Source organism: Pseudomonas sp. Tul2A7, assembly GCF_054790505.1.
This window is the reverse complement of the sequence record NZ_CP186499.1, coordinates 5942601-5962018: the sequence shown is the minus strand read 5'-3', so window position 1 is coordinate 5962018 and position 19418 is coordinate 5942601. Positions and strand designations below refer to the sequence as shown.

At 60.1% G+C, this 19418-nt stretch carries 19 protein-coding genes and 1 riboswitch; of the genes, 5 read left to right on the top strand and 14 right to left on the bottom strand.

The annotated features are described in order from the left end of the window. Positions 1-5 precede the first annotated feature (5 nt). Both ACOYXJ_RS26495 and ACOYXJ_RS26490 read right to left on the bottom strand, forming a co-directional pair. A complete protein-coding gene (locus tag ACOYXJ_RS26495) occupies positions 6-1019 on the bottom strand; it encodes an ABC transporter substrate-binding protein (protein WP_460372462.1) in 1014 nt (337 codons plus the stop codon). A gap of 145 nt (positions 1020-1164) precedes the next feature. Next, positions 1165-1358, bottom strand: a riboswitch (cobalamin riboswitch). 42 nt (positions 1359-1400) lie between these two features. Continuing rightward, positions 1401-2336 (bottom strand): Ppx/GppA phosphatase family protein, encoded by a 936-nt coding sequence (locus ACOYXJ_RS26490; RefSeq protein WP_460372460.1) that lies wholly within the window; start codon positions 2334-2336, stop codon positions 1401-1403. Positions 2337-2735: 399 nt separating this feature from the next. Between ACOYXJ_RS26490 and ACOYXJ_RS26485 the strand changes: the two genes are divergently transcribed. Together ACOYXJ_RS26485 and map are read left to right on the top strand one after the other, a co-directional pair. Continuing rightward, positions 2736-2963: a ParD-like family protein gene (locus ACOYXJ_RS26485; protein ID WP_007918027.1), complete on the top strand. Its 228-nt coding sequence runs from the start codon at positions 2736-2738 to the stop codon at positions 2961-2963. Beyond that, positions 2960-3751, top strand: coding sequence for a type I methionyl aminopeptidase (map, locus tag ACOYXJ_RS26480; protein WP_460372458.1), 792 nt, complete (start codon positions 2960-2962; stop codon positions 3749-3751). The genes ACOYXJ_RS26485 and map overlap by 4 nt, the downstream gene beginning before the upstream one ends. 202 nt (positions 3752-3953) lie before the next feature. Here map and ACOYXJ_RS26475 read toward each other — a convergent pair whose 3' ends face one another. From ACOYXJ_RS26475 to ribBA, 5 genes are all read right to left on the bottom strand, one after another. Beyond that, positions 3954-5108 (bottom strand): ABC transporter ATP-binding protein, encoded by a 1155-nt coding sequence (locus ACOYXJ_RS26475; RefSeq protein WP_095050091.1) that lies wholly within the window; start codon positions 5106-5108, stop codon positions 3954-3956. A gap of 16 nt (positions 5109-5124) precedes the next feature. Beyond that, positions 5125-5934: an ABC transporter permease gene (locus ACOYXJ_RS26470; protein ID WP_007918021.1), complete on the bottom strand. Its 810-nt coding sequence runs from the start codon at positions 5932-5934 to the stop codon at positions 5125-5127. 6 nt (positions 5935-5940) lie between these two features. Continuing rightward, a complete protein-coding gene (locus tag ACOYXJ_RS26465; protein WP_038368077.1) occupies positions 5941-6888 on the bottom strand; it encodes an ABC transporter permease in 948 nt (315 codons plus the stop codon). Then, positions 6885-7910, bottom strand: coding sequence for an ABC transporter substrate-binding protein (locus ACOYXJ_RS26460; RefSeq protein ID WP_460372456.1), 1026 nt, complete (start codon positions 7908-7910; stop codon positions 6885-6887). The genes ACOYXJ_RS26465 and ACOYXJ_RS26460 overlap by 4 nt, the downstream gene beginning before the upstream one ends. Positions 7911-8276: 366 nt before the next feature. Next, positions 8277-9386, bottom strand: coding sequence for a bifunctional 3,4-dihydroxy-2-butanone-4-phosphate synthase/GTP cyclohydrolase II (gene ribBA, locus ACOYXJ_RS26455; protein ID WP_460372454.1), 1110 nt, complete (start codon positions 9384-9386; stop codon positions 8277-8279). A 68-nt stretch (positions 9387-9454) separates the two neighbouring features. Between ribBA and ACOYXJ_RS26450 the strand changes: the two genes are divergently transcribed. After that, positions 9455-9751: a DUF1330 domain-containing protein gene (locus ACOYXJ_RS26450; protein ID WP_460372452.1), complete on the top strand. Its 297-nt coding sequence runs from the start codon at positions 9455-9457 to the stop codon at positions 9749-9751. Positions 9752-9892: 141 nt separating this feature from the next. Here ACOYXJ_RS26450 and ACOYXJ_RS26445 read toward each other — a convergent pair whose 3' ends face one another. The 7 genes from ACOYXJ_RS26445 to ACOYXJ_RS26415 all read right to left on the bottom strand — a co-directional run bounded on the left by ACOYXJ_RS26445 (position 9893) and on the right by ACOYXJ_RS26415 (position 15222). Next, positions 9893-10456 carry an NUDIX hydrolase gene (locus ACOYXJ_RS26445; RefSeq protein WP_007918003.1) on the bottom strand — a complete coding sequence of 188 codons (564 nt, stop codon included), beginning with the start codon at positions 10454-10456 and terminating at the stop codon, positions 9893-9895. A gap of 1 nt (position 10457) precedes the next feature. Next, positions 10458-11210 carry a GntR family transcriptional regulator gene (locus ACOYXJ_RS26440; protein ID WP_077573257.1) on the bottom strand — a complete coding sequence of 251 codons (753 nt, stop codon included), beginning with the start codon at positions 11208-11210 and terminating at the stop codon, positions 10458-10460. Between the two features lie 42 nt (positions 11211-11252). Next, a complete protein-coding gene (locus tag ACOYXJ_RS26435) occupies positions 11253-11657 on the bottom strand; it encodes a carboxymuconolactone decarboxylase family protein (RefSeq protein WP_150730906.1) in 405 nt (134 codons plus the stop codon). A gap of 133 nt (positions 11658-11790) precedes the next feature. Continuing rightward, complete coding sequence (locus ACOYXJ_RS26430) at positions 11791-12276, bottom strand: flavin reductase family protein (protein WP_150707613.1); 486 nt, start codon at positions 12274-12276, stop codon at positions 11791-11793. Between the two features lie 12 nt (positions 12277-12288). Next, the gene (locus tag ACOYXJ_RS26425; RefSeq protein ID WP_008088056.1) at positions 12289-13770 is read right to left on the bottom strand and encodes an aldehyde dehydrogenase; all 1482 of its coding nucleotides are present in this window, start codon (positions 13768-13770) and stop codon (positions 12289-12291) included. Continuing rightward, the gene (locus tag ACOYXJ_RS26420) at positions 13767-14600 is read right to left on the bottom strand and encodes an alpha/beta fold hydrolase (RefSeq protein WP_460372449.1); all 834 of its coding nucleotides are present in this window, start codon (positions 14598-14600) and stop codon (positions 13767-13769) included. The genes ACOYXJ_RS26425 and ACOYXJ_RS26420 overlap by 4 nt, the downstream gene beginning before the upstream one ends. Positions 14601-14631: 31 nt before the next feature. Further along, on the bottom strand, positions 14632-15222 hold the full coding sequence (locus ACOYXJ_RS26415; RefSeq protein WP_007917992.1) for an amino acid synthesis family protein: 591 nt from the start codon (positions 15220-15222) through the stop codon (positions 14632-14634). A 462-nt stretch (positions 15223-15684) separates the two neighbouring features. Here ACOYXJ_RS26415 and ACOYXJ_RS26410 point away from each other — a divergent pair, with 462 nt between their 5' ends. Further along, positions 15685-16728, top strand: a complete 1044-nt coding sequence (locus ACOYXJ_RS26410) for a WD40/YVTN/BNR-like repeat-containing protein (RefSeq protein WP_273914990.1) — start codon at positions 15685-15687, stop codon at positions 16726-16728. After that, positions 16725-19109, top strand: coding sequence for an efflux RND transporter permease subunit (locus ACOYXJ_RS26405; protein ID WP_102902171.1), 2385 nt, complete (start codon positions 16725-16727; stop codon positions 19107-19109). Before ACOYXJ_RS26410 ends, ACOYXJ_RS26405 begins: the two co-directional genes overlap by 4 nt. Positions 19110-19418 lie beyond the last annotated feature (309 nt).

Genomic DNA, 19418 nt, shown 5'->3' with positions numbered 1-19418 from the left:
GGCACTCATTGCGACAGGTCATAGCCGTTGATGGCTGTGGCCAGTTGCTCGATGCCGTCGAACATGCGCAGGCTCGCCTGCATGGCCATGGCGTCAAGAATGATGATGCGGTTGTGTTTCACCGCGTCCATGTTGCGTGTCACCGGGTCGCTGCGCAGAAAGGCGAGTTTCTTTTCATAGTCGTCAGCGGGGAAGCGTCGGCGATCCATACGCGCGATGACGAGGAAGGTCGGATTGGCTTTGGCGATGGTTTCCCAACCGACTGTTGGCCACTCTTCATCGGACTGCACGACGTTGCGCACGCCGAGGGTGTCGAGCATGAAATCGGGAATGCCTTTGTGCCCGGCCACGAATGGCTCGATATCCATTTCGGCGCTGGAGAACCACACCAGCGCGCTGGCGTCCTTCAGTTGTTTACCTTGGGCGGTGGCAACCGACTTGGCGAGGCTGGCCTTGAGTTGATCATTGAGTTGCTGACCACGCTCCTGAACATCGAAGATCTGCGCCAGTTGGCTCACGCTCTTGTAAATAGAATCGATGCGAAACGGTGCCAGCCGCGTGCCATCGGCGCCGACGAGGTTGTCCTTGGCCTCGCAATCGGAGGGCAGCAGGTAGGTCGGGATCTTCAGCTCATGAAACTGCTCACGGGTGCCGACCGCGCCTTGCGGGCCGACCATCCATTCCAGCTCCACGGCGACCAGTTCCGGGCGCTTGCCGATCACCGATTCGAAACTTGGCTCGTTGTCGGCCAGGCGCTGGATCTTGTCGTCCTGCGCTTTGTACTTCGTCAGCACATTGTTGAACCACAGTGACGTGCCGACGACTTTATCGCTCAGGCCCATGGCGTAGAGCATTTCCGTGCCGGCCTGGCCGATGGTCACGGTGCGCGTCGGTGCGTGCTGGAAGGTCAGGGTGCTGCCGCAGTTTTCGATCGTCAGCGGATAGAACGTCGGTGCCGCCTGCGCCATGGCGCCAAGGGTCAGGCCGGTGATGAGGGTGGCGATGCGGGGCAGCAGCATGGGGCAGTCTCCAAGGGAACCGTACGGGGAGCGAGGCGGGTACGGATCGGAAACACACCATCGAACGCGGTCAGGGAAACTGCGCAAGGCCGGTCATCAAAAGAAGAAGTACACGGCACGATGTCCTTCCCGGACACCCCGCCGGTTAGTAATCACTGTGCCGGCAGGTCTCCTGACTGATGCGTCATCGCCTGGCTCCGGCCTTCCCGGGGTTCACCCAGTGGCAGTCGTGGAGCAGGCTCGGCACCTACAGTTGCGGGGGCAGTTCCGATCAATGCTGTGCAAGCACCTCGGATTCCCTATTAGTCCCCTTCGGGAACCGACGGCGGCATGGTAGTCGATCGAGCCGCTGAAGGGGAGACGAATCTGCCGTGGCGAGGATCAGTGCTGGCTCATCAAACCGTGCAACACGCCTAAACGCAGGCCCGGTTCGGAGGGCAGCATTTGCGCAATGCCGAACACTTTGAACGCCGCCAGCATCAACACCAGACCGCCGGGTAGAATGCTCTGGCGGTGTGGTTGCAGGCCGGCAAGCTTGAGCTGTTGCACGTTGTTCACCTTCAACAGCAGCAGCGACAGGCGCAGCAGGCCACCGTAGGTGATGCCGTCCTGGCCGAAGTCGTTGAGGCGATTGGCCTTGAGCACTTTGGCCAGCATGCGTGCGGTGCCGGAAGAGCCGATGGTCTGCTGCCAGCCCTGCGCACGATAGCGCCGGGCAACCTTTTCAAACTGCAGGATGGCGAAGCGTTCGGCCTCCTGTAGCGCGCCGGCAGACACGTCACCGCCGCGAAAGAAGCGCGTGCTCAAGGTGCCGCTGCCGATGGCGATGCTTTCGGTGAGTAACGGTTGTGAGCCTTGGCCGAGGATCAGCTCGGTTGAGCCGCCGCCGATGTCGACCACCAGGCGCAGGTCTTCAGCGCTTGGCAAGGCGTGGGTCACGCCGGCATAGACCAGACGCGCTTCTTCATGGCCGCAAATGACGTCGATGGGAAAGCCCAGATGCCGCTCGGCACTGGCCAGAAACAGTTGCGCGTTGTTCGCCTCACGCACCGCACTGGTCGCCACCGCACGGACTCGGCCGGCCTCGAAGCCGCGCAGCTTCTTGCCGAACCGCGCCAATGCCTGCCAGCCGCGATCCAGTGCCAACGCATCCAGCGCACCACCGTCAAAACCTTCGGCAAGGCGCACCGGTTCACGCAGGGTTTTCACTTCCTGGATCTGCAAGCCCTTTCGACTGCGCACCGACTGGCCGATCATCAGGCGAAAGGCATTCGAGCCCAGGTCGATGGCGGCAAACAGCGAGGCGTCGTCTTTCATGGGAATCCTTGCAGAGCATCCGTCGCGAGGCTCAAGACGGTTTGCGAGGATTCTGCCGTGATCTTGATGACATCCTGATGACGGGGCAGGGGCGGTTCAGTGAATGTGTGGCTGTCATGACACTGTCATTATCCGGCGTCTATGCTGAGGCCAATACATCGCGTGTTCTTAAAGTTTTTGCTGCCAGTTTTGGCAGCTTTTTTTTGCCCGCGATTTGGCTGTTGATCGTTCCGACGCTCCGCGTAGGAATGCCTCTAGGGACGCTCCGCGTCCAGTGACGCGGAGCGTCACGGGCTGCCTTCCTACGCGGAGCGTGGGAACGATCAGCCTGTGTGTTTGCAATTTTGGTGGGGGCTTGGCTAATATACGATCCATATACACATCGTATCGGATTCATATATGGGCATCGTAAAGATTTCAGAGGACATGCACGAGAACCTGCGTATCTCCAGCAACGCCCTCAGCCGCTCGATCAACGCGCAGGCCGAGCACTGGATGCGTATCGGCATGCTCGCCGAACTGCACCCCAACCTCGACCACAGCGCCATTTGCCGCTTGCTGATCCGCGCCGAACAGAACGGCGGGCTGGATCTGCAACAACTGACTCAGGAAGCCGTCAGCGCATGAGAAACCAGATCAAGATCAACACCCCGGCCGACATCGCCCAATCACGCGCTGCCGGCAAACTCGCCGCTGAAGTACTGGCGATGCTGGTGCCGCACGTTAAGGCCGGCGTCACCACTGATCAGCTCGATCAACTGTGTAACGACTACATCGTCAACGTGCAGAAAGCCGTGCCGGCCAACGTCGGTTATCACGGCTTTCCGAAAACCGTCTGCGCTTCGGTCAACGATGTGGTCTGCCACGGCATTCCGTCGGGCACGCCGTTGAAGGATGGCGACATCGTCAACCTCGACATCGCGGTGATCAAGGACGGCTGGTTCGGTGATACCAGCCGCATGTACGTGGTCGGTGAGGCGACGCCTGAAGCGCAGCATCTGATCAAGACCACTTACGAGGCGATGTGCGCGGGTATTCGTGTGGTGAAACCGGGCGCAACGCTAGGCGATATCGGCCATGCGATCCAGACGCTGGCGGAGAAAGAAGGCTTCAGCGTAGTGCGCGAGTACTGCGGGCACGGGATCGGCAAGGTCTATCACGATGAGCCGCAGATTCTGCATTACGGCTTTCCCGATCAGGGGATGAAGCTTAAGGCCGGGATGATTTTTACTGTGGAGCCGATGCTTAATGCCGGTAAGCGTCATGTGAAAAACATGCCGGATGGCTGGACGGTGCTGACCAAGGATGGCTCGTTGTCGGCGCAATGGGAGCATATGGTGGCGGTGACGGACACCGGGTTTGAAATTCTCACGGCGTGGCCAGATGAGATTGAAGGCTACCGCGCTATTGTCTGATACCGCGTCGACTGGTTCCCTCACCCTAGCCCTCTCCCAGAGGGAGAGGGGACTGACCGGGTTGTTTTGGCGTTATACATCGACTTGAAAGTCCTGAGTCGAACTCAGGTCCTGAAAAGCCCCCGATCTGCTCCCTTTCCCCCTCGCCCCCCTTGGGGGAGAGGGCTGGGGTGAGGGGGTAGATCCCACAGACAACACGCTATCAGTGAGCGCCGGCAGCCTTGTTCAGATCGCTCTCGGTCCATTCGGTATACACGCAAGCATCAGCGGTAGCCCAGCGCACTTGCACTGGGTCCCCGGCCTTGAGCGGCATGCCGGCGGCGGACAAAGCCTTCACCGTCATCGAAGTGCCGCCCGAGGTGACCACACTGCACGTCTGGCTCTCACCGAGAAACAGCACTTCTACAACCTTCGCTGAAACCTCATTCCACCCCGAAGGCAACGGCTCACTGATCGCCTGCGCCACGCTCAACGCCAGTGCCTTTTCCGGCCGCACCATCAGCAGCACATCCTGATCCGTGTGCAACCCCGCCGTCAGCCGAATCGACAACGACTGCCCCTCAAAACTCGCTGCCGCATTACCCTGAGCCTTGAGTTTGAGGAAGTTCGAATTCCCCAAAAACGACGCCACAAACGCATTCGGCGGATTCTGATAAAGGTCATAACCGCTGCCCAATCCCACAATCTTGCCGTGACTGAAAATCGCGATGCGCTGCGACAAACGCATGGCTTCTTCCTGGTCGTGGGTTACGTAAACAATGGTGATGCCCAGACGACGATGCAATTGGCGCAATTCATCCTGCAGATCTTCACGCAGCTTTTTATCCAACGCACCGAGCGGTTCGTCCATCAACAGAATGCGCGGTTCATAAACCAGCGCCCGGGCGATGGCGACACGTTGCTGCTGGCCGCCAGACAGTTGCGAAGGGCGGCGATGGGCGAACTGCTCAAGCTGAACCAGTTTCAACATCGCATCGACACGCTTGTCGCGCTCAGCCGCCGCCAGTTTGCGAATCGCCAACGGAAAGGCGATGTTGTCGCGCACCGACAGATGCGGGAACAGCGAATAGCGCTGGAACACCATGCCGATGTCGCGTTTGTGCGGCGGCACATTCACCAGCGATTGACCGTTGACGAGGATCTCGCCGCTGCTTGGCGTTTCAAAGCCGGCGAGCATCGACAGCGTGGTGCTTTTGCCCGAGCCACTGGAGCCGAGGAAGGTCAGGAATTCACCGTCCTTGATGTCCAGCGAGATGTTGTCGACGGCAGCAAAATCGCCGTAGTGCTTGTTCAGGTTGCGCAGGCTGACCAGGGGTTTGTCATTCTGCTGGGAAGCGTCTTTGATCACGGCACTCATGTCGTACTCCTGGCGCTCAGGCGCTGATTTCGTTGCGCCGGCGCAGCGCGGCGGCGATGACCATGACCAAGACCGACAAGCCGATCAGCAGCGTCGAAGCGACGGCGATCACTGGCGTCAGGTCCTGGCGCAAGGTGGTCCACATTTTCACGGGAAGGGTTTGCAGGGTCGGGCTGGCCATCATCACGCTGAGCACCACCTCGTCCCACGAAACGAGGAAGGCGAAGAGGGCGCCGGCGACCATGCCCGGACGAATCGCCGGAAAGGTCACCTTGAACACCGCTTGCAGGCGTGAGGCACCGCAGATCACCGCCGCGTCTTCAATCGACTGATCGAACAGCTTCAGCGAGTTGATGATCGAGATGATGGTGAACGGCAGCGCGACGATCACATGGCTGACGACGAAGGCGAACATCGTCCCGGTGTAACCGAGCTTGAGGAACAGCGCGTACACCGCCACGGCGATGATCACCAGCGGCACTATCATCGGCAGGGTGAACAGACCGTAGAGCATTTCCCGGCCGGGAAAGCGCCCGCGCACCAGCGCAAACGCAGTCGGCAAACCAAGGGCCACAGCGCAGATCGTGGTCAGTACAGCAACCTTGAGGCTGGCCGCGGCGGCGTTCATCCAGTCGGGGTTGGAGAAGAACTGGCCGTACCATTTCAGCGTCCAGCCCGGCGGCGGGAACACCAGCCACTGCGACGAACCGAATGACAGCAGCACGATAAACACGATCGGCAACAGCAGGAACAGACCGATCAGCCCGGTGGTTGCATACAAGCCGAAGCGCATGCGCCGGCTCATCGCATTGGGAGTCAGGAGCATGTCGGCTTACCTCGCGTTACTGGCGCCAACCGGGGATTCCGGCTGAAGCTTCAGGTAAAAGTAGAACAGCACCAAAGTGATAGCGATCAGCAACGCAGCGCCGGCACTGGCCAGGCCCCAGTTGAGGAACGATTGCACCTGCTGAATGATGAACTCCGGCAGCATCATGTTCTGCGCCCCGCCGAGCAGTGCCGGGGTCACGTAGTAACCGAGCGACATGACGAACACCATCAAGCCACCGGAGGCCAGACCCGGCCGGCACAGCGGCAGGAACACCCGGAAGAAGTTGGTCCACGGGCTGGCGCCGCAAATCGAGCCGGCCTGCAGGATCATCGGGTCGATGGCCTGCATGGTCGCCTGCAATGGCAGCACGATGAAGGGGATCATGATGTAGCTCATGCCGATCACCACGCCGGTGAGGTTGTGCACCATCTCCAGCGGCTGATCGATGATGCCCATCGCCATCAAGGCCTTGTTGATCACGCCCGAAGCTTGCAGCAACACCAGCCACGAATAGGTGCGGGCGAGCAGGCTGGTCCACATCGACAGCAGCACGATGTTGAGAATCCAGCGTCCCCAGCCGCGCGGCACCAGGGTGATCGCCCAAGCCAGCGGAAAGCCCAGCAGCAGGCTGAACAGCGTTACCAGCCCGGCCACCGAAAAGGTGTTGAGCAGCACCCGGGCATAGGCCGAGTTGGCGAACAATTGTTCATAGTTGCCAAGGCCAGGCGTCGGTTCGAGCACGCCGCGCAACAGCAGGCCAATCAACGGCGCGAGAAAGAACAGGCCGATGAACAGCAGCGCCGGGGCGAGGTTGCCGGCGCCGCGCCAGCGTTGTCTGAGGGACGGGGCTTGCTGCATCGCAACCGCCTGTGTTCCGTGGGCCGAGCCGGCAGCGCCGTTGGCGCTCCCGGTGGCAGTGGAGGGACGGGACGCGGTGGCCGCCATTTTCATTTGACCAGCCATTCGTTCCACCGTGTCGCGATGGCCTGGCCGTTTTTGGCCCAGTACGCGAAATCAAGAGTGATCTGATCCTTAGCGTAGGCAGTCGGCAGGTTGGGGGCCAGCGTCGAATCCAGACGCTCCACACTGTCGAGGTTGACCGGGGCGTAGGCGGTCAGGTTGGAGAAGTCGGCCTGGCCTTTGGCGCTGCTGGCGGCGGCGAGGAACTTCATCGCTGCCTCTTTGTTTTTCGAGCCTTTCGGGATCACCAGAATGTCGGCCATGACCAGGTTCTGTTTCCAGCTCACGCCGACCGGTGCGCCGTCTTCTTGCAGGGCGTGAATACGCCCGTTCCAGAACTGGCCCATGCTCGCTTCACCGGACGCCAGCAGTTGCTGCGACTGCGCGCCGCCGCCCCACCAGACGATGTCTTTCTTGATGGTGTCGAGTTTCTTGAAGGCGCGGTCCAGATCCAGCGGGTAGAGCTTGTCTGCCGCTACGCCGTCGGCCAGCAGCGCCAGTTCGAGCACGCCGGGGCTTGGCCATTTGTACAGGGCGCGTTTGCCGGGGTAAGTCTTGGTGTCGAACAGGGCGCTCCAGTCCTGCGGCTTGTTGCCGCCGAGTTTGCCCTCGTTGTAGCCGAGGACGAAGGAGAAGAAGAACGAGCCGACGCCGTGATCGCTGACGAATCGCGGGTCGATCTTGTCGCGCTGAATCACTTTGAAGTCGAGAGGCTCGAGCAGGCCTTCAGCCGCGGCGCGCAGGGCGAAGTCGGCTTCGACATCGACCACGTCCCACTGCACGTTGCCGCTCTCGACCATGGCTTTGAGTTTGCCGTAGTCGGTCGGGCCATCCTGCACGACGGTGATGCCGCTGGCCTTGCTGAACGGATCGGCCCAGGCCTGTTTCTGCGCATCCTGGGTGCTTCCGCCCCAACTGACGAAGTTCACGCTTTCGGCAGCCATTGCAGCCTGGCCGGTGACGCTGAGCAGTCCCGCAAAAAAGATCGCGGTTGCAGCTTTGTTCAACACCATTTTCACGCCCTCATTGTTGTGTTTTTGAGCGGGCTTGCGTTGTTGCCCGCCTATCGGGAGCAGTAGCCGGACGTTCGTTGGAGTGTCCGGTCTATGGAATATCATATTATGGTATTCCAAACTTTGTGCAAGCACTTTGCCTTACCGGTTATCTGGCGGTTGATGGTTTTTCACTTGAGAGATGTGTAGAAATTTTAGATCCAGCCCCTCACCCCAGCCCTCTCCCAATGGGAGAGGGGGAAAGGGAGCCGATCTTCATGCCGTTCAAGGCCTGAGTTCGACTCGGAATCTCAGGTCGGCGTATAGCGACTAAACAACTCGGTAGGCTCCCTCTCCCTCCGGGAGAGGGCTGGGGTGAGGGCAGCTTCATTCAGTGAACGGAATACTCTCGACCACTTCCAGGTCATACCCTGTCAGGCCAGCGTACTTCAGCGGCGGCCCAAGATGCCGCAGCTTACCCACCCCCAGATTTTGCAGAATCTGCGCCCCAGTCCCCACCTCGGAATAAATCCGCGACTGCGAGCGGCTGAACTGCCGCGGCGGCTGGGTCAATTGCGGCACGCGCTCGAGCAACGCCTGCGACGATTCATGATTGGCCAACACCACAACAACCCCATGCCCCTCAGCCGCGACCCGTTGCAACGCCGCCCACAGCGTCCAGTTGGTCGGCCCGCTGTACTCGGCGCCAACCAGATCCCGCAGCGGATCGATCACGTGCACGCGCACCAGCGTCGACTCTTCACGTCGCAAATCACCCATGACCATTGCCATGTGCACGCCGCCCTCGATGCGATCTTCAAAGGTGATCAGGCGGAACGTGCCATGCACCGTCGGCAACTCACGTTCGCCAATCCGCTCGATGGTGTGTTCGGTGCTCAGGCGATAGTGGATCAGGTCGGCGATGGTGCCGATCTTGATCCCGTGCTTGCGCGCGAACACTTCCAGATCCGGGCGCCGGGCCATGGTGCCGTCGTCGTTCATCACCTCGACAATCACCGAGGCCGGGGTGAAACCGGCCAAACGGGCCAGATCGCAACCCGCTTCGGTATGCCCAGCACGCGTCAGCACGCCACCTTCCTTGGCGCGTAGCGGGAAGATGTGGCCGGGCTGCACCAGGTCTTCAGCGCGGGCATTCGGCGCAACGGCAGCGGCAACGGTGCAGGCGCGATCTGCTGCGGAGATGCCGGTGGTCACGCCAACCGCCGCTTCGATCGACACGGTAAACGCGGTGCTGAACACGCTGCCATTGGCCGGTACCATTTGCTCCAGGCCCAAACGTTGGCAATGTTCGTCAGTCAACGTCAGGCAGATTAACCCGCGCGCTTCACGGGCCATGAAGCTGATCGCCTCGGGCGTGCAGCGGTCGGCGGCCAGCAGCAGGTCACCCTCGTTTTCGCGGTCTTCGTCATCGACCAGCAGGACCATTTTGCCGAGGCGATAATCTTCGATGATTTCTTCGATGCTGTTGAAGGCCATGCTGGACTCTCAGGGTTCGTTGGAAATATATTGGTATACCATAATACAAAATTAATAAAGAGGTCACTATGAAGGCGTACTGGATAGCTCATGTGGATATAGCCGATGCCGATCACTACAGCCAATACACCCAGCGCGCGCCGGCAGCCTTCGCTGAGTTTGGCGCGAAGTTTCTGGCCCGAGGCGGGCGCAGCGAGGCGATGGAAGGACGCGAGACGCCGCAGCGCAGCGTGGTGATCGAGTTTGAAAGCTATGAGAAGGCCGTGGCGTGCTACCACTCGGCGGCGTACCAGGAGGCGAAAAGTTATCGCGAAGAATGGGCGAAGGCAGACATCATCATCGTCGAAGGCATCGGCCCACTCTGAAGCCTAGGGTATTGATCGTTCCCACGCTCCGCGTGGGAATGCCTCTTCGGACGCTCCGCGTTCGGCTTTGAAAGGGACGCGGAGCGTCCCGGGCTGCATTCCCACGCGGAGCGTGGGAACGATCAGACGATCAGATCGTGATCAGCGGATAAAGTGGATCTTGCCGCTATCGTCATTGCCCATGTAAATCCCATACACCCCAGCCTGGCGCTCTTCGATATAGCGCTCGAGAATCTGCCGGATCGCCGGGTAATAGATCTGCTCCCACGGGATGTCTTCCGGCGCGAAGAATTTGTAATCCATGGTTTCGGGCCCGTACTGCCCGGTGATCTCCAGCGCGATCGCGCGAAAGATGATGTACACCTCGCTGATCTTCGGCACGCTGAAAATCGAGTACGGTGAGACGATTTCCGCGCGTACGCCGCTTTCTTCCCAGACTTCACGGAGGGCCGCTTGCTCGGTGGTTTCGCCGCTCTCCATGAAACCGGCCGGCAGCGTCCAGGTGCCCGGGCGCGGTGGGATCGCCCGTTGGCACAACAGATACTTGCCGTCCTGCTCGATGATGCAGCCGGCAATGATCTTCGGATTGACGTAATGGATGTAGCCGCAGCCACGGCACATCAGGCGCTCGTGCGTATCGCCCGCCGGTATCTGCTGACCGAGGTCAGGGCCACCGCATTTCGGGCAATAGCTCGGGCTGAACATATCAGTGACCTATACGGGGTTCTTTCAGCGCGATCGGCAGGGTCATGGCCGGGGTTGCGCCGGTCTCTTCCTGCTTGCGCTTGAGATAGTCGAGCGCTACCGCAGCGGCAGCGCGAACGTGATCGACACAGGCCTGATGCGCCACCAGCGGATCACCGCTCTTGATCGCTTCGACCATTTTTTCCATTTCCTGATTACTCGCGCCGCGACGGTTCTCTTGGGAAACCGAGGTCGCGCGCAGGTAGCTGATGCGCGCCTGCAACTGACGCAGCTGAGTCGCCGCGACATGGTTGCCCGAGCCTTCGAGCAGCACATCGTAGAAGCCTTGCACCGAGTCGATTACTTGCTGCAATTCGCCGTCCTTCAACGCCTTGCGGTTGTCGTCGAGGGCCTTTTCCAGGGCTTTGATGTCCTTGGCCTTGGCGCGCAGGGTGAACAGCTGAACAATCAAACCTTCCAGCACGCAGCGCAATTCGTAGATGTCGACGGCGTCGGCCAACGTGATGATGGCGACACGCGGGCCTTTGGCATCGGCGAACTCGACCAGGCCTTCGGATTCGAGGTGACGCAAGGCTTCACGCACGGAGGTGCGGCTGACGCCCAGGCGATCGCACAGATCGCGCTCGACCAGACGATCACCGGGCATGAGCTGGAAATTCATGATCGCGCTACGCAGTTTATCCAGCACGATTTCGCGCAGGGTAACGGGGTTGCGATTGACCTTGAAGCTGTCGTCGAGGGGCTGGCGTTTCATGGGGTCCGCTCTTTCGGTTGGCTGTCCATGCCAGACGGGCATCTAAACAGCCGAGGGGTTAACTGAGGCTTCGGCGTCGGCTTCGGCAAAGGCTTCGCGGGCCAGCCGGAAACTGTCCACGGCTGCCGGAACGCCGCAATAAATGCCGACCTGAAGCAGAATTTCGCGTATTTGCTCACGACTCAGGCCGTTACGCAAGGCGCCACGCACATGCAGCTTGAGTTCGTGCGGACGGTTGAGCGCCGAGATCATCGCCAGGTTGATCATGCTGCGCTCTTTGAGCGACAACCCCTCGCGCCCCCAGACATGGCCCCAGCAGTATTCGGTGACCATTTCCTGGAGTGGGCGGGTGAAGTCGTCGGCGTTGTCGATTGAACGCTGCACGTAGGCTTCGCCCAATACCTGAGTGCGGATTTTCAGGCCTTTTTCGTACTTTTCGTTATTCATCATTCCTCCAATCCACAGGTGTCCCCTGTGGGAGCGAGCCTGCTCGCGAAAGCGGTCGATCATTCAACATTTACATCGACTGACACTACGCTTTCGCGAGCAGGCTCGCTCCCACATGGGATCTACGTGGCAGTCAGGCCAGTGTTGGCAACGGCCCGAGCTTGCCTTTGTGGTAGATCATCGGCGTCACCGGTTGCTCTGGCAGGATCAGGTTCTTCACCGCGCCAACAATGATCGCGTGATCACCACCGTCATATTCACGCCACAACTCACACTCGATGATCGCCGTGGCTTTGGCGAGGATCGGATTACCGAGTTCGCTCAAATGCCACTCGATGTCTTTGGCCTTGTCCTTGCCCTTACCGGCGAAGGCGTAGGCCTCGGCGGTCTGGTCGGCGGACAGCAAATGGATCGCGAATTTCTTGCTGTCACGCAACACCGGATAAGTGTCGGAAGCATAGTTGGGGCAGAACAGCACCAGCGCCGGGTCAATCGATAGTGCACTGAAGGCGCTGGCGGTGATGCCGACGATGCCGCCATCCGGGTCAACGGTGGTGACCACCGTAACGCCGGACGGGAACGAGCTCATGACGTCTTTGTAAATGCCGGGTTCGATCATTTCGCAGGACTCCTAGCGCATCACAAACGGATCAGGCATTGGCGCCTGGGAAAGGTTGATCCACACCGTTTTCAGTTCGGTGTAGGCCAGCACCGAATCGATGCCGCTTTCGCGTCCATAGCCACTGTTCTTGAAACCGCCGATCGGCGCCATCGCCGACACCGCGCGGTAAGTGTTGACCCAAATGATCCCCGAGCGAACATCACGCGCCAGGCGATGAGCCCGGCCCAGATCGCGGGTCCAGATGCCAGCGGCGAGGCCGAATTGCGAGTCGTTGGCGATGGCCAGCGCTTCGGCTTCGTCTTTGAAGCGAATCACCGACGCCACCGGGCCGAAGACTTCTTCCTGCATGATCTTCATCGAGTTGCGGTCGCACTCGAACAACGTCGGCTCGTAAAACCAGCCTTCGCCGAGATCCGTTGGGCGCTTGCCGCCGGTACGCAAACGCGCGCCTTCAGCGATGGCATCAGCCACCAGACCTTCGACCACCGCCAGTTGCTGTGCGGTGGCCATCGGGCCCATTTCGCTGTTGTCTTCTTGCGGGTTACCGATGCGAATGCGCTGTGCGCGTTCGACCAGTCGATTGACGAACTCGTCGTAGATCTCGTCCTGCACCAACAGCCGTGAACCCGATACACAGCTCTGCCCGGACGCGGCATAGATCCCGGCAATCGCGCCGTTGATCGCGCTGTCCAGATCGGCGTCGGCGAAGATGATGTTCGGCGACTTGCCGCCCAGTTCCAGCGACAGCTTGGCGAAGTTCTCGGCGCTGCTGCGCACCACATGCCGTGCCGTCGCCGCGCCGCCAGTAAAGGCGATCTTGCGGATCAGCGGATGGCGGGTGAGAGCTGCGCCAGTGCTCGGGCCGTAGCCGGTGACGACGTTGACCACGCCCGGCGGAATCCCCGCTTCGAGGGCCAGACGCGCCAGCTCAAGAATGGTCGCCGAAGCGTGCTCGGACGGCTTGATCACAATGGTGTTGCCAGCGGCGAGGGCCGGGGCGAGTTTGATTGCGGTCAGATAGAGCGGGCTGTTCCACGGAATGATCGCCGCGACCACGCCCATGGCTTCGTGCACCGTGTAGGCGAACAGGTCCGGCTTATCCAGCGGCAGCGTGCCGCCTTCGAGCTTGTCGGCGAGGCCTGCGGTGTAGTGGAAGAACTCCGGCAGATAACTGACCTGGCCACGGGTTTCGCGGATCAGTTTGCCGTTGTCGCGGCTTTCCAGCTGTGCCAGTTGTTCTTTGTTTTCCGCGATCAAGTCACCGAGGCGACGCAGCAACTTGCCGCGTGCGGTGGCGGTCAGACCACGCCACGCCGGGCTGTCGAAAGCCGTCTGTGCCGATTGCACGGCGCGTTCGACATCCGCTTCATCAGCGTCAGGCAATTCGGCCCAGGCTTGTGCCGTGGCCGGATTCAGGCTTTCGAAAGTCTTGCCGGAGAGGGCATCGACCCATTCTCCGCCGATGCACATCTGGAAGCGTGCGAGTGTCATGCAACGATCCCCTTTATATGGTTTTGTCGGGAGTGTGCGAATTGGAGAAATTCCAGCAGCGTCTGATTGACCAGACGCGGCGACTCTACGGGCATCATATGCCGTTGCTCGGGCAGCACGGCAACCTTCGCACCGGGGATGCGCCGGGCCAGTTGCTCGGCCATTTCCGGGGTCGAACCCGGATCGAGTTCGCCGGTGGCGATCAGCGTCGGCGCCTGAATACTGCCCAGGTCGTCGGCGCGATACATGTCTTGGGTGGCAAACAATTCGTAGGTGGTCAGGTAACCCTGCGGATCATTATTGGCGAGAGTCTGGCGCAATGCGGCGATCTGCGCCGGATTGGCCGCCTGATACTCGCGGCTGAACCAGCGTGACAACGCCGCTTCGGCATTGGCGTCCGGGCCATGTTCCGCCGCTTGTGCGGTACGGGCGATGACGCCGGCACGCTGTTCTTCGCTGCGGTTGAACACGCTGTTCAAGACCACCAGGCTTTGCAGGCGCTCCGGGTAATGCAGGGCAAAGGCCCGCGCGACCAGACCGCCCATGGAGAAACCGATCACCGCTGCCTGCGGCAGATTGAGGTGATCGAGCAGCTCGAGCAACTGATCGGCATAACCGAGCAGGGCGGTGCCGCTGGCCGGTCGCGGGCTGGCGCCATGGCCGAGCATGTCGTAGGCGATCACCTGGTACTGGCTGGACAGGCCGACAATCTGGCCGCCCCACATTTCTTTGTTCAGGCCCACGCCGTGGATCAAAACCACGGGCTGGCCTTGGCCGGTCGCCAGGTAACTGGTGCCAGCCGGGGTGAGTTCAGCTGTGAGCCGAATCATGGAGCGCTCCTGCAATGCCTTTTTATTGTGATTACTGGGCTTTTTCGGCGGCCAGTTCTTCCAGATCGATGTAGCGGTTACCGATGCGCGGGTGCAGGCGACCACCGTCGGCGCAACCCAGCACGACGACGATTTCGTCGGCGCGCGGCGCGTCTTCGATCTGCATTTCCAGGGTGATGTAGTGCGAACGCTGACCTTCGTCGTCCTTGTGCATCATCGGGATCTGAATCGAGGTGCCCGGGCCGCCGCGCTTGTTGGTGAAGCTCAGGTAGCTCTTGGCGTTGACGGCTTCGCGGTAGTGGTTGCCGAAGCGCAGGGTGTGGATTACGGCGGAGGCGTGTTCGATCTCGCCATCGGCACCGACCACGGCCGCTTTACCGTAGGCCTCGATTTTTTCCGCTCCGCCGATGATGCCGACCAGACGCTCGACCATCAGTGCACCGAGGTCGGAGCAGTTGGCGCGGATCTGCGGCTTGAGGTCTTCAACGAAACCGTTGCCCACCCAAGGATTTTTCATCACCACGGCGAGGCCGACCATGGTCACTGGCTTGTCGGTGGCCTTGCCGCCTTCGATGAAGGTTTCTTCGACATAGCTGACGATCTTGCGAATTTCGAAACTCATGAGCTGCTCCGTTGGGGGATTGAGAGTGTCTGTGCGTCTGATGGTATACCATAATACCGATCGTGCAAGTCCCCTCGACGACTTTTGCCGCATCCATCCGGCGAATGGCGCCGCATTCACTGATAACCGCAAATCCCAAGACCACCTCTAACCCCTGTGGGAGCGAGCCTGCTCGCGAAAGCGGTGGGTCAGCCAATAAACTGGGTGACTGGTGCACCGCATTCGCGAGCAGGCTCGCTCCCACAAGGGAATTCATCTGTTACAGGGAGCTGCTTTCGGTTAACAAAAGATAACGTGGCGCCGATTGTCAGACGTTTCGAAAGCCCGATAGGATGAGCCAGCTTCCGAAGTGGCTCTGGATTGCGGGTTTCAGGACTATGCTCCTGAGCAGCCATCAGCGGAGCACACTTGCGGCGCCCTTGAAGGCCAGATGGCCTAACAATAATAAAGAGGGGAAGGTCTATGAGTCGTTGCCGCCCGCCGGCGTTACGCAACACCGCGTTGCTGGCCACAGCACTCTCGCTGCTGGGCTTTGCCACGTTATCGGCACCGGTGATTGCCGCCGAGGCCCCGGCTGACGTGGTCTATGCCACCGAATCTACTAAAGCCGCGAAAAGCCTGATTCTCGATGTCGTCCACGCTGGTGCGCGCCTGGTCGCGGTCGGCGATCGCGGGCACATTCTTTATTCCGATGACCAGGGCAAAACCTGGACGCAAGCCAAAGTGCCGACCCGGCAACTGCTGACGGCGGTGTACTTTGTCGACGATAAGCACGGCTGGGCGGTCGGTCACGACGCACAAATCCTCGCCAGCGCAGACGGCGGTCTGACCTGGACCAAGCAATTCGAAGACCTCAAACGTGAATCGCCGCTGCTCGACGTCTGGTTCAAGGACGTCAACAGCGGCCTTGCCGTGGGCGCGTACGGCGCGCTGCTGGAAACCACTGACGGCGGCAAGAACTGGGAAGACGTCAGCGACCGCCTCGACAACGAAGATCAATTCCACCTTAACGCCATCGCGGCGGTGAAAGACGCCGGGCTGTTCATCGTTGGCGAGTCGGGCAGCATGTTCCGCTCCGCCGACGACGGCCAGACCTGGGAAAAACTCGAAGGCCCGTATGAAGGTTCGCTGTTCGGCGTGATCGGCACGGCACAACCGCAAACCCTGCTGGCTTACGGCTTGCGCGGCAATCTCTACCGCTCAACGGATTTCGGCAGCACCTGGGAACAGGTCGAATTGAAAGCCGCGCGCGGTGCGCTGGAGTTCGGCCTGTCCGGTGCGACCCTGCTCGAGGACGGCTCGATCGTCATCGTCGGCAACGGCGGTTCGGTGATCAGCAGCAGCGACAACGGCGAGACCTTCAGCGTGTTTAACCGTCCGGACCGCATCTCGCTGTCATCGGTCACCGCTGCCGGCGACGGCAACCTGATTCTGAGCGGGCAGGGTGGTCTTCACACCACACTGCCGAACGGTGCCGAGATCAATAACAAGAAGGCGGGGCTATGACTTCCTTGATCACTCCTCAGCAGGACAAGGCGACATTTCTTGAACGCCTGATTTTCAACAACCGCCCGGCAGTGATCCTGATCTGTCTGGTGGTGAGTATTTTCCTGTTCTGGCAGGCGACGCTGATCCGGCCGTCGACCAGTTTCGAAAAAATGATCCCGCTCAAGCATCCGTTCATCGAGAAGATGATGGAGCACCGCAACGATCTGGCCAACCTGGGCAACACCGTGCGCATTTCGGTGGAAGCCAAGGACGGCGACATCTTCTCCAAGGAGTACATGGAGACCCTGCGCCAGATCAACGACGAGGTGTTCTACATCTCCGGCGTCGACCGTTCCGGCCTGAAGTCGCTGTGGAGTCCGAGCGTACGCTGGACCGAAGTGACCGAAGAGGGTTTTGCCGGCGGTGAAGTGATCCCGCAGAGCTACAACGGCTCGCAGGACAGCCTCGATCTGCTGCGCAACAACGTGCTCAAGTCCGGCCAGGTCGGGCGTCTGGTGGCCAACGACTTCAAGTCGAGCATCGTCGACATCCCGCTGCTGGAGTCCTACCCGGACCCGGAAGACCAGGGCAAGTTGCTCGCGCTGGACTACCGCAAGTTCTCCCATGAACTCGAAGACAAGATCCGCAACAAGTTCGAAGCTCAGAACCCCAACGTCAAGATCCACATTGTCGGTTTCGCCAAGAAGGTCGGCGACCTGATCGACGGTCTGGTGATGGTCGTGTTGTTCTTCGGCATCGCCTTCGTCATCACCCTGATCCTGCTGCTGTGGTTCACCAACTGCGTGCGCAGCACCATTGCGGTGTTGAGCACGACGCTGGTGGCGGTGGTCTGGCAACTCGGTTTGATGCACTTTTTCGGATTCGGACTTGATCCGTATTCGATGCTGGTGCCGTTCCTGATTTTCGCCATCGGTATTTCCCACGGCGTGCAGAAGATCAACGGTATCGCCCTGCAATCCAGCGAGGCCGACAACGCCCTGACCGCAGCGCGGCGTACCTTCCGGCAACTGTTTCTGCCGGGGATGATCGCGATTCTTGCGGATGCGGTCGGCTTCATCACGCTGCTGATCATCGATATCGGCGTGATCCGTGAACTGGCGATTGGCGCGTCGATCGGCGTGGCGGTGATCGTGTTCACCAACCTGATTTTGCTGCCGGTCGCCATCTCCTATGTCGGCATCAGCAAGCGCGCGATCGCCAAGAGCAAGAAAGACGCGAACCGCGAACATCCGTTCTGGCGCCTGCTGTCGAACTTCGCCAACCCGAAAGTCGCACGCATCTCGGTACTGCTGGCGCTGATCGCCTTCGGCGGCGGCCTCTGGTACAGCCAGAACCTGAAAATCGGCGACCTCGATCAAGGTGCGCCGGAGCTGCGTCCGGACTCGCGCTACAACAAGGACAACAACTTCATCATCAGCAATTACTCCACCAGCTCTGACGTACTGGTGGTGATGGTCAAGACCAAAGCCGAAGGCTGCTCGCGTTATGAAGCCATGGCGCCGATCGATCAGTTGATGTGGAAGATGCAGAACACCGAGGGCGTGCAGTCGGCGATCTCGCTGGTGACCGTGTCCAAGCAGATGATCAAGGGCATGAACGAAGGCAACCTGAAATGGGAAACCCTGTCGCGCAACCCGGACGTGCTGAACAACTCGATTGCCCGCGCCGACGGTCTGTACAACAACAGTTGCTCGCTGGCGCCGGTGCTGGTGTTCCTCAACGATCACAAGGCCGAAACCCTGGATCGGGCGGTGCATGCGGTGCAGGAATTTGCCCAGGAGAATAACAAGGACGGTCTGGAATTCATCCTCGCCGCCGGTAACGCCGGGATCGAAGCGGCCACCAACGAAGTCATCAAACAGGCTGAACTGACCATCCTGATTCTGGTGTACATCTGCGTGGCGGTGATGTGCATGATCACCTTCCGTTCGTGGGCGGCGACCCTGTGCATCGTCCTGCCGCTGGTACTGACCTCGGTACTCGGCAACGCGCTGATGGCGTTCATGGGCATCGGCGTGAAGGTTGCGACCTTGCCGGTGGTGGCGTTGGGTGTGGGCATCGGTGTCGACTACGGCATCTACATCTACAGCCGTCTGGAGAGTTTCCTGCGTGCCGGGTTGCCGTTGCAGGAAGCCTATTACCAGACGCTGAAATCTACCGGTAAGGCCGTGCTGTTCACCGGCCTGTGCCTGGCGATTGGTGTGTGCACCTGGATCTTCTCGGCGATCAAGTTCCAGGCCGACATGGGCCTGATGCTGACCTTTATGCTGCTGTGGAACATGTTCGGTGCGCTTTGGCTGCTGCCGGCACTGGCGAAGTTCCTGATCAAACCGGAGAAACTGGCGGGGCAGAAGGGCAATTCGCTGTTTGCGCATTGATCTGAGGGCCTGAAACGACAAAGCCGCAACCTTAGGGTTGCGGCTTTTTTTGTGGCTCAAGATTAAGAGCCCCTCACCCTAGCCCTCTCCCGGAGGGAGAGGGGACTGACCGAGGTGTGCGGCTTGATACATCGACCTGAAACACCGAGTTGATTATGGATTTAAAGCAAATCTCTCGATCGAGATAACAAGTCGATTATGGCTTCACGAGCAAATCGTTCGACTGGAGATGTCGAGTCGGTTATGGATTCACAGCAGATCGTTCAAGTCGGCGTAAATCCCAAATATCCCCCAATCGGTCCCCTCTAC